A 13,298-nucleotide genomic window follows, 5' to 3' on the forward strand; every position below is an offset into this window, starting at 1 on the left:
CATGCCGTCAGCACGGCGTGGGGGTAGGCATCGGGCGCCGCAGGCGCCTTCCACAACAGGTCGCATCCTGCGGACCACCGGCGCGGTCACCGCGCTGGTCAGCAGCGGACTCGCGGTGACCGCGGTCGGCGCGTCCCCCGCCGGGGCGGCGACCAGCGACGACTTCGCCAAGCTCCGGCAGTGCGAGTCCGGCGGCAACTACTCGATCAACACCGGTAACGGTTTCTCCGGCGCCTATCAGTTCGACGACCAGACCTGGCACGGACTCGGCTATTCCGGCCGCCCCTACCAGGCGTCGCCCGCTGCCCAGGACGAGGCCGCAGCCAAGCTCTACAACTCCCGCGGCTGGCAGCCGTGGCCGTCGTGCTCGCGCAAGATGGGCCTGGTCAACAACGGGCCCGCCGCGACCGGTTCCAGTTCCTCCGACGTCGTCCAGCAGGCCATCGCCCCGGCCGAGCCGCCCATGACGCTGGACCGCGCCCGCCAGGAGCTGGGCGACAGTTCCTTCAAGGGCACCGTGCTCAACGCCGGTTACGGCAACGACGTCCGCCCGGACGCGTTCGTCTGGCAGGCCGCGATGCGCAACAAGGGCTTCGTTCTCACTGTGGACGGCAAGTTCGGGCAGCAGTCACAGGGCATCGCCGCCCTCTACGGCTACCTGACCCGCGTCGACGACGGCCAGCCCGGCGCGGTCGGCCAGAACCTGTGGAACGCCAGCGTCAAGTCCTGACCCGGTGCATCCCGTCACCACTCGCGTACGGCAGGATGCAGCCATGACAACGCCGTCCGACCCGGCCAGGAACCTGCTCTCCGGCCCGCCGCCCACGCTCCTGCCCTCGGACGCCGCCGTCACGGACGCGCTGGCCACGGGCGAGTCACCGGCCAGTGTCGCCGCCGCGGCGCCGGCCCTGAGCGCACCGTGGGCCGCCCTCGCCGAGCAGGCCCTCGCAGCCGGGAACGCCGTCGAGGCCTACGCGTACGCCCGCACCGGTTACCACCGCGGCCTCGATGCGCTGCGCCGGGCCGGCTGGCGAGGTACCGGACCGGTGCCGTGGTCCCACGAACCCAACCGCGGTTTCCTCCGGGCACTGGCCGCACTCGGCCGGGCCGCCGAGTCCATCGGCGAGACCGAGGAGGCCGATCGCTGCCGCACCTTCCTCGCGGACTGCGATGCGACTGCCGCCCGCGAACTCGGCTTCGGCGACTGAAAGCGATCTTCGCGGCTGCCACCGGCCGGGTGACACACTCCTGGCCGAGGCACGCCATCCCGACCGAGGTGCACACTCGGTCACACACAGTCCTATCGGCGTCGATCCGTGACGACATCGCCGACGTGTAGTGACGCTCGGCGAGAAATGCGCGGTTCGAAGCGGACCAGCATCCGGGCATCGGCCCCACGCGAGGGCCATCCCTAGTAGCCTCGCCCGGTGCCAGCTCTCGTCCTCATCGGCGCCCAGTGGGGCGACGAGGGAAAAGGAAAGGCGACCGACCTTCTGGGCGGCGCCGTCGACTACGTCGTTCGCTACCAGGGCGGTAACAACGCCGGCCACACGGTCGTCATCGGGGCGGAGAGCTACGCACTCCACCTGATCCCGAGTGGCATCCTGCGCGCCGACTGCGTGCCGGTCATCGGCAACGGGGTGGTCATCGACCCCGGCGTCCTGCTGGGCGAGATGGACGGCCTCGCGGCCCGTGGGATCGACGTCTCCCGGCTTCTGATCAGCGCCAACGCGCACCTGATCATGCCCCACCACCGGGCCCTGGACCGGGTGATCGAGCGTTACCTCGGCAAGTCCCGGATCGGCACCACCGGCCGCGGCATCGGCCCGACCTACGGCGACAAGGTCGCCCGCACCGGCATCCGCATCCAGGACCTGCTGGATCCCGGCATCTTCCGCAAGAAGCTCGAGCTGGTGCTGCGGGAGAAGAACCAGGTTCTCGCGAAGGTTTACAACCGGCGCCGGATCGAGCTGGACGAGGTGTGCGAGGAGTACGCCGGCTACGCCGAGCGACTCGGCCCGCACATCGCGGACACCAGCCTGGTACTCGACCGCGCTCTGCGCGAGGGCAAGGTCGTGCTGCTCGAGGGTTCGCAGGGCACGCTGCTCGACGTCGATCACGGCACCTATCCGTTCGTGACCTCGTCGAATCCGACCGCCGGCTACGCGGCGACCGGCGCCGGGATCGGACCGACCCGCATCAACCGGGTCGTCGGCATCATCAAGGCGTACACCACCCGGGTGGGCGCCGGACCGTTCCCCACCGAACTCGACGACGAGGTCGGTGCGGAGCTGCGCCGCATCGGCGGTGAGTTCGGCGTGACCACCGGCCGGGCCCGCCGGACCGGCTGGTTCGACGCGGTGATCGCTCGGTATGCCGTGCGGGTGAACGGGCTGACCGACCTGTTCCTCACCAAGCTCGACGTGCTGTCCGGCTTCGAGCGGGTACCGATCTGCGTCGGCTACGAGATCGGCGGCGAGCGCGTCGACGAGATGCCGATGACCCAGACCGAGTTCCACCACGCCAAGCCGATCTACACCGAGCTGCCCGGCTGGCACGAGAACCTGTCGGGTGTGCGGGCGTACGCCGACCTGCCCTCGGCCGCCAAGGACTACATCCGGGCGCTCGAGGAGCTGGCCGGCGCGCCGGTCTCCGCCATCGGCGTCGGTCCCGGACGCGACCAGACTCTGGTCATCAACGAACTCGTCTGAGTTCACCGGCGCACCGCCGCCACCCCACCCTCCAGTTGCGCTACGCAGAGTTACCATCGACGCTGAGGAGGTAACGGAACGCGATGTCGGGTGGGGGTGAGGACTGTGACCACTGCCGGCTCCCAATCGTCCGGTGAAGATCGCTCTGTGCCCGGCCAGGTTCCGGCACCGAGCGCACCCGCCCTGGCCGATCTGGCCGAACCGCGACCGGCAGTGCTCGCACCCGTCGTTCGGCGCCGGTACCTGCGCCCGACCGATTCCGACGCCTGGCACGTCGGCTTCTCCCCGACCGGCGAGGCGCTGCCCGACGCGCTCACCGATGTTCTGCTTCGCGGCAGCCACGCGATCCGCAGCTCGAAACGGGCGGAGGCGCAGCGGCTCGAACGCGCTGCGGCCGTTGCGAACCACGTCGACGCCCAGATCCGCGACTTCCTGGACTTCTGCGCTGCCGAACGCCTGGTGCCCCCGGTCACCGTGCGAGCCTCGGGCGGGCGCCCGCGCCGCGCCTCCGGACGGTCCGCCGAGCATCCGCTGCCCGGCGTCGACCCGCACCTGGGCGCTGGCCCACTTCCGCGCGACACGTGGGTCGAGGAGCAGACCCGGTTCGATGGCCGCCGGCCCCCGGGCCGGTTCGACGTCGGCCCGGGGCCCTTCGACGAAGGGCCCGGCGCCCGGCGAGCCGAGGATGGCGACGACCAGGACCAGCTCGAACGCGAGGAACACGGCTCGGCCTCCCACCATCGACGGGCCGAGCGGAACGCAGCCGGCCGACCAGGTGAGCAGGACCCCCGTCGGCGGCATCGCCCACGCCGACGCGAGCGGTTGCAGGCCTGGCCGCTGCTGTACTGGCGGTGCGAGTCGTTCCCGGCGGCTGGCCGCTCGCTGCACCTGTTCGTCGAGCCGGGCGGCCGGACGTTCGAGGGCCACGACGACCCGGCGCCGCTGACGGTGCTCGGTCGGGAGGTCCAGGTCTGGCCGGTGGACGCGGCCGCGATCGTCGCGGGCATGGCCGAGGTCGATGCCCGACGCTGCGCACTTCAACTGGTGCACGGGATGGCCCATCTTCTCTGGCGCTCCGGAGTCGGTCTCTGAGTGCGGCTCGGCCGAGGCTATGGCGCACCCGACAGGATGTCGAACGCATGTTCGGAATCGTGACGCCCGACAGCGACCCGACCTGGACCCGTTCGACGTGTGACGTGAAACACGCGAACACAACGGCCCGGTCATCGCGGTTGTGTACGCGGCGATGGGCCCGAACGGTGCAATCCACCGAGCCCGGTCAGAGCGGAGCTGGACGCCCCTCATGATGATCATTGGTCACGTTAGTCTGTGACCGTGACCGAACTCGGCTGCCGTGCCCCACGGCCCGCCCCCGCGGCGTCCATGATCTCGTGCCGCCCGCGGAACGCCGTGCGGATCGACCCGTCGGCGCCCGGCGTCGGGGGCAGGGGCACCGCCGCCGTGCGCGTCACCGAGGTGAACAGATGAAGGTTCTGGTCGTCGGTTCCGGCGGGCGCGAGCACGCGTTGTGCCGAGCGTTCGCCCGCGATCCCAGGGTGGATGCTCTGGTGTGTGCGCCGGGCAACGCCGGCACCGCCGCACTCGCCGAGCCGCGGCCGTTGGACGTCGCGAATCCAGACGCGATCGCGGATCTCGCGGAGAAGGTCGACGCGGAACTGACCGTGATCGGGCCGGAGGTGCCGCTGGTCGCCGGGGCTGCCGACGAGGTGCGGGCACGCGGTCTGGCTGTCTTCGGGCCGAGCGGCGCGGCGGCCCGCCTGGAGGGCAGCAAGGCGTTCGCCAAGCAAATCATGCATGCCGCCGGCGTGCCGACAGCCGCCTCCCGGGACCACACCGAGGTCGAGCCGGCACTCGCTGATCTCGACACGTTCGGCCCGCCGTACGTGGTGAAGTACGACGGCCTGGCTGCCGGCAAGGGCGTGACCGTCACCGAGGACCGCGCGGCCGCCGTCGCGGCGGTGCGCGCCAGCCTGCGCGAGCCCGGCGACCGCGTTGTGCTGGAGGAATACCTCGACGGGCCGGAGGTCTCACTGTTCGCGGTGGTCACCGAGTCCGGCGCAATCCTGCCTCTGCTGCCGGCGCAGGACCACAAGAGGGTCGGTGACGGCGATACCGGCCCGAACACCGGCGGCATGGGCGCCTACACGCCGCTGCCCTGGGCGAGCCACGGGCTGTCCGCGGAGATCGTCTCGACGGTGATCCGGCCGACCGTCGACGAGATGGCCCGGCGCGGCACCCCGTTCACCGGCCTGCTCTACGCGGGACTCGCGCTGACCACCCGTGGGCCCCGGGTGGTGGAGTTCAACGTCCGCTTCGGCGATCCCGAGGTGCAGGCGATCCTCGCCCTGCTCGCCACTCCGCTGACGGACGTGCTGACCGGGCGGGCGACGCCGCGCTTCCGCTCGGGAGCCGCGATCACTGTCGTGGTCGCGGCGCACGGCTACCCGCAGTCACCGAGACTGGGCGACCCGATCGGCGGCCTGGCCACCGCCGACGCGCTCACCGGCGTGGACGTCCTACATGCCGGTACTCGCCAGGACGCCGACGGCAGGATCGTCTCGGCCGGCGGGCGCGTGCTGTCCGTCACGGCGATCGGCTCGAACCTGGAGTCCGCGCGAGGATCTGCCTACGAGGCCGTCAGCCGGATCTCGCTGGCCGGCGCCCACTACCGCACCGACATCGGAGACCCGTCGCGCATGCGTCACGCGGCCGACGTGCGCCGAGCGGACACCGCGATCGGAGAGGATCCGACGCGGCCCAGAAACAGGGAGAAGGAGTAAAGCGTGTCGCAGAGCAGCAGCGGGTCCGCGCGGGCGCGGGTGGCCGTCGTGTTCGGTTCACCGTCGGACAGCCAGACGATGAGCAAGGCAGGCGCCACCCTGGAGCGCTTCGGCGTTCCCTATGAGCAGGTGTCGCTGTCTGCGCACCGTGCCCCGCGCACCCTCGCCGACTATGTCGGTCAGCTGCGGGCCAGGGGGATCTCCGTGGTCATCGCCGGAGCCGGTCTTGCCGCCGCGCTGCCCGGCGCGGTCGCCGCCCTCACCACACTGCCGGTCATCGGGGTGCCGATCTCCGGCGGGGCGCTGGACGGTATGGACTCCATGCTGGCCATCGCGCAGATGCCGCCGGGCGTGCCGGTCGCCACCGTCGGGCTGAACAACTCGACGAACGCGGCGATCCTCGCGATCCAGATCCTCGCGCTGGCCGACCCGGACCTCGGGTTCAAGCTCGCCGAGTTCAAGGACGACTTCGAGCGCAATGCCGCGGAAGGCCTGGCGGCGGCAGCCACCGCTGGCGTGGGTCAGTGATCGGCCGCTACACCCTGGCCGACATGGGCCGGGTGTGGTCGGAGGCGCACAAGTACGAGCTGTGGTGCCAGGTCGAGGTGCTGGTCATGGAGGCGCACGCCGCCGCTGGCCGGATCCCCGGCGACTCCGTCGAGCCCGTCCGCGCCGCACCCGCGCCCACGCCCGAGGCCGTCGCCGAGGTCGAGGCGGTCACCCAGCACGACGTGATCGCTTTCCTCACCGCCTGGGCGGACCGCACCGAGCCCCGTTCCGCCGCCGCGTACGTGCATTTCGGCATGACCTCGTCGGACCTGCTGGACACCGCGCTCGCGCTGCAGCTCGTCGAGTCGACCGACATCGTGCTCGCGAAGGCGGACGCGCTGGTCGCGGCGCTGCGCGACCTCGGCCTCGCGCACCGGGACACGCTGCGCGTAGGCCGCACCCACGGCATTCACGGCGAACCGACTGTGTTCGGCCACCGGGTCGCCGACCTCGCGTTCGGCCTGGCCCGCTGCCGCGACCGGCTGCGCGCGGCGCGCGCGGACGTGGCCGTCGCCAAGATCTCCGGTGCGGTGGGGACGTACTCCAACATCGAACCGGACGTCGAGGCCTACGTCGCCGAGAAGCTGGGTCTGCACCCGACGCCGGTCGCGACCCAGGTGGTGCTGCGCGACGGCATCGCGAGCTGGGTGGCCGCGCTCGCCGGGCTCGCCACCGTCTGCGAGGCGGTGGCGCTGGAGGTGCGCCACGGCCAGCGCACGGAGGTCCGCGAGCTGTCCGAGCCGTTCGGCTCCGGGCAGAAGGGCTCCTCGGCGATGCCGCACAAGAAGAACCCGATCATGTCGGAGCGCATCGCCGGCCTGGCCAGGATCGTCCGCGCCCAGTACGTCCCGGTCCTGGAGGGCGTGCCGCTGTGGCACGAGCGGGACATCTCGCACTCGTCCACCGAGCGCATCGCCCTGCCGGACGCCGCCGCCGGCGCCGACTACCTGCTGAACCTGACCACCCGGCTGGTCCGCGGCCTGGTCGTCGACGTCGACCGGATGCGGGCGAACCTCGACGCCACCGGTGGCCTGGTCTACACCTCGGCGGTGCTGCTGGAACTGGTCGAGACCGGCCTGTCCCGCGAGGACGCCTACGCCATCACCCAGGCCGCGGCGATGGAGACCTGGCGCACGTCCGTCCCGTTCCGGGAAACGCTGCGCAAGCACGCCGCGGATCGCGGCCTACCCCTCGACGAGGCCCGACTCGACGAGGTCAGCCGCCCCGAGCGCTACACCGAACGTCTCGGCCCCGTCTTCAACGCCCTGGCCGCGCTTACCTGACGAGCTGTCGGGGTCGGCGGGCAGCCCGTCGACCCCGGCCAGCACCACCGTCCCCACCTTCATCACCTGAACCGACTCAGCCGGCGTTCCGTCGGCCTGTGCCGTCAGGATCTGGCGGATTGCCAGTTGCCGCTGATCGAGTTCGGCCCGTTCCAGTCGGACAAGTTCCGCGTATCGAGCCGCCAGCCCGTTTTTGGCTGGTATTGCCAGCTGCATCTCCTGCCGGAGCAGAGTGCCGTTCCTCCTGGTTCGACGCAGCCTGGTAACCCCTCGAACAGTCGGGCTCTCGACCGGACCCATCACGACCGTCCAGGGCGGACGGTGCTCCCGGATGATTTCCTCGATCGGCGGCGCGAAGGAATCACCGGCTGGGCGAGACTTGATCACCCACACCTCGCCAACTCCCGTCGGGGTGCCTGCTTTCCGCTCGGCAGTCAGCAGCCCACCAGTGTAAAGGGCCAGGTTTGCCGGCTCCGCGAGGAAATCCCACACGACGTTCACCGGCCGTTCGATGACCACCTCACTACCGACATTTAGCCAGGTGACGATCCGCCGTTTGCGAAGATAATTTCTAATGAGCCATCCATCCGTGGCGAGTCGACCCGGCCGGGCGGGCCGAAAAACCAGCGAAGAGACTGCGATGACGCAGTTGATCAGGACGAAATCCGCAATCACACCCTCCTCGTACGAGGCGGAGTGCAGCACCACGGAGGAAAACCATTCCAGCGGCGGCAGTTCCGCCACTCCGGACTCGACCAGCCGGTTTTGTTTGGCATGGTTCTCAGCGAGCATCACAGCTACGAGTCCTGCCGCGACGAATCCGACGACGAGATTCGCAAGAGGGCCTGCCAGGTAGACGATCACCGCCCGCCAACCCCAGATGAGGCCGCGCCGCGGGGAAACGATGGTCGCGGCGGCGGGCCGAGCCCCGAGCGAGATTCTGAATCTTCCAGTCCACCGGAAGCGATCCGGGCCACCACCGAAAACAAAGCCTTCAACGCGGTATCCGACCGCGAGCGCCGCAGCGGCATGGGACAGCTCATGCAGGACTACGGCGATCACGATGAATAGTAGCGAAAAACAGAGCGTCACGCAAAAAGCCGCACCGAAAACCGTGCAGACAGCCCCTGCCGACATCCTCGCCCCTCGCCCCTCACCCACGACCACCCAACTGCGACCCGGCTCATGATTACACGTACACCGGCACCGGCACCGGCGGGATGTCCGCCACTACCGGAACCCGGCACAGTAGATGTGCCGAGCGCTGAGTTCAGTTTGGATGGAGTCCTCGTCACAGGCCGGATCGGCCGCGGCTTCGCCGCGAATGGTCCCTTGCCAGCAGAGCCAGCACGCCGATGGGGGTCGCGCTGCTGACGATCTCCCACCGATCGATCATGTCGCGGAGCTGGGACAGGGGGATCCCTTCGATGTGGTCGGACTCATTGCGCTCGGCTGGCACGACGACCTCTACGCACCTGTCCGCGATCTTCCAGCACACGACGACGGCCTTTCCGGGCTTACGACCCGCCACCCGTTGGAACGGCAGATCCGGCCAGGGGAATCGGATTGGTCCGGGCCCGACGCCCGGCGGCGTCCACGACAGTGACCCGGCAGTAGCCGGCCCCGGCCGGAACATCGAGACCGGCAAGGCGCCTTCGATACCACCTGGGCGGACCGCACCGAGCCCCGTTCCGCCGCCGCGTAGGTGCATTTCGGCAGATCGACCCCGTGCTCCCTGCCGGTGCCGCAGACCGCGTGGCACCGGCAGGTGGCCGCTTCCGACACGGCAGCGCACGGAGTCGGGCCCGTGCGCTGCCGCGTACCCGTGGCGGGTCTGCCCGGGACGCCGGCGCGCCGGCGCCGTTCGGACAGCCGCCGGAAGCCGAGTCAGGTGACCGGCTGAGCGCCGGTCAGTTCACGACTACCGTGTCGCGTCGGTCAGGAGACCCGCGTCACGGTCTGCAGGTCGGCACTGACCTGCTCCGTCACGGTCGCACCCGCCTTGGTGCCGACGACCAGGTAGGAACCATCGGGATTGCGCCGCACGCTGGTGACGCTGTCCAGCGCGCCCTTCGCCTTCACCACCGCGGTCACCCTCGCCACCTCGTCCACGCTCAGCGCGGTGCCGAGCGAGAGCCCGAGACCGTTCGCACCGAGCCCGGTCGACACGCCGGTCGACGAACCAACCCCGGTCGACGTGGACAGACCGAGGCCGGTGGACGCGCTCGCCGCGGTGGCGGCGCCGAAGGTGAGTCCCGCCGCGGTGGCGACGGTGGCGGCGGCAAGGCCAATCTTCTTGAAACGCACCTTCACTACTCCTGTTCGCTGACGGTCGGGCCCAATTTCGACCCATATCATCCTGCCGGTACTGCCGACAGCCTTCCGCGCATTCGTGCGCCAGGCTGAAAAAATGTTCCGAGAAAGGCCGTCGCACACATTTCTACCTCCCGCGGACGGCAAGCAAAACGACCGCGCCAGGTCGCGAGAAAGACACCGTGATCTGGGTCCGTCGTTCACCCTGATGGGCGCGACCAATCGGCACCGTAACCACCCGCCGACGGGGCGTCGCGGACCGGGGGGCGACCGGCTCCGGCAGGACCCCGCGAGGACTCAGACGGTAGGTGTGGTGGGCCGATGATGACGAACTCCGGTGGCGCTGCTTCCGTCCGACCGACCTTTCCTATCCGGAAGGAATCGACATCCTGCTCGGGTCGCACCTTACCGTGCCAGGATTTTCCGCGAACCTCCCGGTTCACCCAAGGAATCCCGGGTCACTTTCGGCGCAGATTCTGCTCACGGCCTTGCCAAGCAGCGAGATATTCCAAAAGAAGGACGGCGCGTTCGAAGGATCAGCGCGGGGGTGGGGGAGGCCATCAGGCCGACTCATTAATGACGCCGACCAGGTCAGGGCCACCGGAGAGATCGGGGTCGGCGGGCAGGCCGTCGACCCCGACATCTCAGGCGCCTGGTCGCTTCACAGGGGGCGCAGCGTCCCCGGTCGCCAGCCGGTCTCCTCTTCGAGTTCACGCGCCGCCGCGGTGTGCGGATACTCGCCGTCCTCGACCAGGCCCATCGGGAACTCCCAGGCCCAGGTGTCCGTGGCAAGCCGGTGCCGCCACATCATCAGCACCCGGTCCGTCTCGTCGATGGCGGCCACCACCGCCAGGTCGCGAAGGTGCACGACGTGGTACTCACCGACGGTGCCGTCGGGCCGCTCGACGTCCAGAAACCAGACACCCAGCCAGGGTGTGGCAAAGGTGAGACGTCTACCGAGGATCTTCCAACGCATGACGGCGGCCCTTTCCGGGCCACGGCCCGCTCCCCGCGGGACCGGCGAATCCGGACAGGGGAATCGGATTGGTCCAGGCACGCCGGCCGGCGGCATCCACCACGGTGACCCGGCAGTAGCCAGCCGGCCGGAACATCGAAACGGGCAGGACGCCTTCGGTCAGAGCCGACCCTTCGATGGCCTCGACGCCCGGCACGCCGCCCGTGAGCAGAACCTTGCTCACGGGTGAGCAGCGCACGGTGACCCGTCCGCCGGAAATCTCGACGTCGTGCAGCTCAGGGCCGGTGCTCGCGTAGTAGTGACCTGCCTTGAGCGCGGCCAGGAGCGTATCCGGTTCGAGCGATTCGGCGCGTACCTGTACCCAGGCCGCGCAGCCCGGCGGGTCCTGGGGCTGGAAGTGGGCGTCATCGGCGGCGTAGGCGCCGAGCTGATGTCCGCGGGCAAGCAGCAGGTCGGTCAGGTGCCAGCTGTCGGCCCGGTCGTCTTTTGCCGCCAGCGCGTTGTAGACCTCGACGGAGTGCGCCGCGTCGAGGCTCTCCGCGTCGGCGAGAGTCAGCAGCGATGCCGCGGGGTGGGCCATTCCGATGAATGCCCCGGCGGCCCGGGCCCGACGGGCAATCATCGGCCCGGTCTCGTCAGGAGCGGGCGGGGAGAACCCGAGCGGCAGACCCACGGCGATGATGTGCCATTCCAGGGACAACTCGGTGCGGGGGGCGTGCAGCTCGGCGCCCAGCAGCGTCGTGAATCCTGGACCGCGCAGCGGCCTGGTGTCGGTCAGCAGGAATCCGTACCGGGCCCGGAAATGGTCCGTGACCGCCAGGAAGTCGTAACCCGCCTCGCGGTAGAGGTGTGCGATGTCCGCCGGAGACAACGCGCCGTCCGACTGGTTGGAATGAGTGTGCAGGTTACCCCGCCAGAACCGTCCGGGCAGGTTGAACGGCAGGTCCGAGATCATCTGCCTTCCTCAGCCCGAGGATTCGTCGTTGCGATACGCATCCGCGGTGATCGAGAACAGGGCGGCGGCGAGCTGGGCCCGCAGCGGGGAATGGGCCGGACCGAGGGCATACTCCTCCTTCGTCCGCTCGTCACCATACAGGTAGACGGGTCCGACCCGGAATTCTTCAACTTCCCAGGAATACCGGGCGCGGACGTGACCGTGCAGGTGCTGCCAGGCGTTCCCGAGAACCTCGTAGTTGATCCGGAGGAACACCGGGTCATTCTCGGTGCAGACCTTGCTCACCGCCTCGCCCAGCAGCGAGAGATCCAGCAGGAACGCGGCACGTTCAGCACGCGGAAGATCTGTCAGATGGTCGGCGTCGCCCGCATAAACGAGAATGGACTATCCCGGTAGGTGCTGCGTCTCGCCGAGGACAGCCCACCCGCTTAGCATTCTGCTGATGATGTTCGGATCGTCACCCCGGGCCAACAGGGAAAGCCATTCGGAACTCATCTCGACCGCTCCCGAATCGACAGCCAACGGTTCCCGCTCGCGATCAATCGTATAGATTCCGCAGGCTGGCTGCGCGGCTTTCCGAACGATCCGCGCCGACGGAGTCAGCGCGCGGCGGCGGCCGGTGGGATCGACGGGCGGCTGGCTCGCGAACGACGACGGCGAGGTCAGAGGGGGTACGGCCGGGCCCGCGACAGGACGGACGCAGGCCCGGTCGCGCAGACCGGGCGACCACTGGGCCCGCCGAGGTCTCGGTGAACCAACCAGGCACCGCGACCAGGTCGGCCGAGATCCGCGACCCTGTCTGGGACCCACTCCGACCGGCTTCTCCGCAAGCGACTTCCCCCAGGCCAGGTAGAAAATTGTATTTCCGGTGGGAGAAGATCCCTTGCGGTATTTATGACGCAGGCTCTAGCGTCCGGTCCCGTGTCTACCTTGTCCGTACTGGGCCGGCCGATTGCGCTGGTCGGTGCGATTGCCATCTCCGGCTCGCTCCTGGCGGTCGCCGCCACCCCCGCCATGGCCAGCTCCACGGCCTACTCGAGCACGTTGACCGTCAGCGCCGCGCACACACCGGGCGCCGATGGCCTCCGAGCGGGGCTGGCCTTCCGGCCCCGGACGTTCAACCGCGCCACGGCCGACCAGGCGGTGACCGCGGTGCTCCGCTTCGCCGCCGAGAACGGCCTGAGCCTGCCGCCGGCCGGAACTCCGGTCACCGCCGCGGACGTGCAACTGCTCGTCGAGAACGGCGTGCGGGCGTTCATCGCCAGCCCGACGGCGAGCAGGGCCGTCGGAACGCTGGTGACGGACTTCGTGGACGCGGCCGGGAGCTCCCCCTCCGCGCATCTGCGTTGCCTGGCCGCGAAGGACCCGATGGGCCTGACGCCCACCGTGCTGCTCTCCCTGCTGGGTGTCGACCCGGCGACCGTGGCGCAGGACTTCGCGCGCAGCGCGACGGCCTTCCTCAGCGCGCCGGCCGTCCAGTCCGCCCTTGCCGCGGCACTGCCCGCGCTCCCGGCGCCGGCGGACATACTCAGCCAGCTTCCGGGGTTCGCCGCGGCCGTCCTGCGGGCCGGCCTGGACCAGGTGACGACCTCCTACGGCTCGCTCGAGAACTATGCGGTCCAGGGCCTCGGCCTGAGCCCGCAGACGCTGCAGACCCTGAAGGCGAAGTTCCTGCCCAGCCAGCCCCTGTAGGCCACGGCTACGGCCACG

At 69.8% G+C, this 13,298-nt stretch carries 13 protein-coding genes; 8 read left to right on the top strand and 5 right to left on the bottom strand.

Annotated elements, in window-relative coordinates; translation table 11 throughout:
• Nucleotide 1 precedes the first annotated feature (1 nt).
• From MXD60_RS06705 to purB, 7 genes are all read left to right on the top strand, one after another.
• The gene (locus MXD60_RS06705; RefSeq protein WP_248818099.1) at nucleotides 2-730 is read left to right on the top strand and encodes a transglycosylase family protein; all 729 of its coding nucleotides are present in this window, start codon (nucleotides 2-4) and stop codon (nucleotides 728-730) included.
• A 43-nt stretch (nucleotides 731-773) separates the two neighbouring features.
• Nucleotides 774-1,208, top strand: coding sequence for a DUF3151 domain-containing protein (locus MXD60_RS06710; protein ID WP_248818100.1), 435 nt, complete (start codon nucleotides 774-776; stop codon nucleotides 1,206-1,208).
• A 219-nt stretch (nucleotides 1,209-1,427) separates the two neighbouring features.
• The gene (locus tag MXD60_RS06715; RefSeq protein WP_248818101.1) at nucleotides 1,428-2,711 is read left to right on the top strand and encodes an adenylosuccinate synthase; all 1,284 of its coding nucleotides are present in this window, start codon (nucleotides 1,428-1,430) and stop codon (nucleotides 2,709-2,711) included.
• A 147-nt stretch (nucleotides 2,712-2,858) separates the two neighbouring features.
• Entirely contained in the window at nucleotides 2,859-3,803 is a 945-nt protein-coding gene (locus tag MXD60_RS06720; RefSeq protein ID WP_248818102.1) for a hypothetical protein, read from the top strand.
• A 392-nt stretch (nucleotides 3,804-4,195) separates the two neighbouring features.
• Nucleotides 4,196-5,512 (top strand): phosphoribosylamine--glycine ligase, encoded by a 1,317-nt coding sequence (purD, locus tag MXD60_RS06725; protein WP_248818103.1) that lies wholly within the window; start codon nucleotides 4,196-4,198, stop codon nucleotides 5,510-5,512.
• Nucleotides 5,513-5,515: 3 nt separating this feature from the next.
• Complete coding sequence (purE, locus tag MXD60_RS06730; protein ID WP_248818104.1) at nucleotides 5,516-6,040, top strand: 5-(carboxyamino)imidazole ribonucleotide mutase; 525 nt, start codon at nucleotides 5,516-5,518, stop codon at nucleotides 6,038-6,040.
• Complete coding sequence (gene purB / locus MXD60_RS06735) at nucleotides 6,037-7,344, top strand: adenylosuccinate lyase (protein WP_248818105.1); 1,308 nt, start codon at nucleotides 6,037-6,039, stop codon at nucleotides 7,342-7,344. Before purE ends, purB begins: the two co-directional genes overlap by 4 nt.
• On the opposite strand, the gene MXD60_RS06740 is transcribed toward purB, so the two are convergent.
• The 5 genes from MXD60_RS06740 to MXD60_RS06760 form a co-directional block, all read right to left on the bottom strand.
• Complete coding sequence (locus MXD60_RS06740) at nucleotides 7,246-8,481, bottom strand: site-2 protease family protein (protein ID WP_248818106.1); 1,236 nt, start codon at nucleotides 8,479-8,481, stop codon at nucleotides 7,246-7,248. The genes purB and MXD60_RS06740 overlap by 99 nt on opposite strands.
• Before the next feature lie 801 nt (nucleotides 8,482-9,282).
• Nucleotides 9,283-9,651: a hypothetical protein gene (locus MXD60_RS06745; RefSeq protein WP_248818107.1), complete on the bottom strand. Its 369-nt coding sequence runs from the start codon at nucleotides 9,649-9,651 to the stop codon at nucleotides 9,283-9,285.
• Between the two features lie 667 nt (nucleotides 9,652-10,318).
• Complete coding sequence (locus MXD60_RS06750) at nucleotides 10,319-10,633, bottom strand: NUDIX hydrolase (protein WP_248818108.1); 315 nt, start codon at nucleotides 10,631-10,633, stop codon at nucleotides 10,319-10,321.
• Nucleotides 10,611-11,588 (bottom strand): CehA/McbA family metallohydrolase, encoded by a 978-nt coding sequence (locus MXD60_RS06755; protein WP_248818109.1) that lies wholly within the window; start codon nucleotides 11,586-11,588, stop codon nucleotides 10,611-10,613. Before MXD60_RS06755 ends, MXD60_RS06750 begins: the two co-directional genes overlap by 23 nt.
• 9 nt (nucleotides 11,589-11,597) lie before the next feature.
• The gene (locus MXD60_RS06760) at nucleotides 11,598-11,843 is read right to left on the bottom strand and encodes a hypothetical protein (protein ID WP_248818110.1); all 246 of its coding nucleotides are present in this window, start codon (nucleotides 11,841-11,843) and stop codon (nucleotides 11,598-11,600) included.
• 666 nt (nucleotides 11,844-12,509) lie between these two features.
• On the opposite strand from MXD60_RS06760, the gene MXD60_RS06765 reads away from it, so the two are divergent.
• A complete protein-coding gene (locus MXD60_RS06765) occupies nucleotides 12,510-13,280 on the top strand; it encodes a tyrosine-protein phosphatase (RefSeq protein ID WP_248818111.1) in 771 nt (256 codons plus the stop codon).
• Nucleotides 13,281-13,298: the final 18 nt, after the last annotated feature.

Source organism: Frankia sp. AgB32 (assembly GCF_023243045.1).
Lineage (GTDB): Bacteria > Actinomycetota > Actinomycetes > Frankiales > Frankiaceae > Frankia.

Excerpts from the sequence above, each read along its gene's own strand:
- MXD60_RS06740 (WP_248818106.1), bottom strand. The coding sequence starts at position 8,481 with ATGTCGGCAGGGGCTGTCTGCACGGTTTTCGGTGCGGCTTTTTGCGTG.
- MXD60_RS06705 (WP_248818099.1), top strand. The coding sequence starts at position 2 with ATGCCGTCAGCACGGCGTGGGGGTAGGCATCGGGCGCCGCAGGCGCCT.
- MXD60_RS06710 (WP_248818100.1), top strand. The coding sequence starts at position 774 with ATGACAACGCCGTCCGACCCGGCCAGGAACCTGCTCTCCGGCCCGCCG.
- purD (WP_248818103.1), top strand. The coding sequence starts at position 4,196 with ATGAAGGTTCTGGTCGTCGGTTCCGGCGGGCGCGAGCACGCGTTGTGC.
- MXD60_RS06750 (WP_248818108.1), bottom strand. The coding sequence starts at position 10,633 with ATGCGTTGGAAGATCCTCGGTAGACGTCTCACCTTTGCCACACCCTGG.
- MXD60_RS06755 (WP_248818109.1), bottom strand. The coding sequence starts at position 11,588 with ATGATCTCGGACCTGCCGTTCAACCTGCCCGGACGGTTCTGGCGGGGT.